Origin of the sequence: Allobosea sp. CER48 (assembly GCF_044752385.1) — a bacterium.
Classification (GTDB): Bacteria; Pseudomonadota; Alphaproteobacteria; order Rhizobiales; family Beijerinckiaceae; genus Allobosea.
The window spans coordinates 1-1090 of the sequence record NZ_JBIWYK010000730.1 but is presented as its reverse complement, the minus strand read 5'-3'; the positions used below and the strand labels follow the sequence as shown (position 1 = coordinate 1090).

Below are 1090 nucleotides of genomic sequence, written 5' to 3'. Positions count from 1 at the left end.
AACGGCGCGGGCAAGACTATTGAGCTGCAGCGGCTCGAAGGGCAGGTCCGTCGCATGCAGCCGGGCCAGCTGCAGCATCGAGGAGACGATGGTCGTCAGGCGGCTGAGATCGGTCGCCAGCTGGAGGCGCACCGGCCCATCGGGCAAGGCATCGACCCGGCCGCGCATGACGGCGAGCGGGGTGCGCAGTTCGTGCGCGACATTGTTCATGAAGCGCCGCTGCACCTCCATATTGCCTGCGATCTGGTCCAGGGCCGTATTGAGAGCGGTCGTCAGCGGCATCAGCTCGACGGGCGTTTCCTCCGTCGGCAGCAGTCCACGCGGCGCGCGGGGGTCGATCCGCGCCGCCGCTTCCGCCGCGCTGCGCAGGCGCGCGCCGATATAGGACACCGACATCGCGATCGCCGCCGCGATCATGATGCCGAAGATCACGGAGATCGCGAACGCCGGACCGGCGATGGCGCGCAGGAAGTAGCCGAGGATCAGGTCCCAGCCCGGAAGGCCGCCGCCGGTCGCGACAATGAAGCGATTGCCGTCCTTCTCGATCACGTCGAAGGCGAGCGCGTTGTCGCCGCCGACACGCATCTGCGCGGCGATCGTCGGGCCATCCAGCCGGATGTCGATCGGCAGTCCCGGACGCAACTCTGGCGCATACTCGACGACGGATCGTCCATCGGAAACGAGATACCAGAGGCCGGGGCTGGCGCGCTCGATCTGCGCGAGCCCCGGAGTCTTTTCGACCTGCAGAGTGCTGCCGGTCGACGAGCGCACGCTTTGCTGGATGATCTGTGAGGTGACGTCGTTGCGTAGGGCGCCGGGATCCTCGGTGATGAAGATGAAGGCCAGCACGGCCGCGATGAAGGCTGCGAACAGGGCGATGCCGAGCAGGCCCAGCCGAATCGTGAGCGCGCGCGACAGCGAGGTCACGGCCAGCCTCCGCTGCCGCGACCATCTCTGGTTCCGGCCGAGCCCGGCGGCGACCGCGTCGAAATCGGTTCAAAGTTGCGGGTCGTCACGGAGCCTCTGTGCGGGTATGGCTTTGCCGACAGGGCGCGTCGCTCTGCCCAGCCCTGCATGGACCGTATTGCCG

General features: G+C 67.7%; 1 protein-coding gene. It reads right to left on the bottom strand.

Going from position 1 to position 1090, the window contains the following annotated elements:
- On the bottom strand, window positions 1-927 hold a 927-nt coding region (locus tag ACIPIA_RS16850), incomplete at its 3' end, for a histidine kinase dimerization/phospho-acceptor domain-containing protein (RefSeq protein WP_400511136.1).
- Window positions 928-1090: the final 163 nt, after the last annotated feature.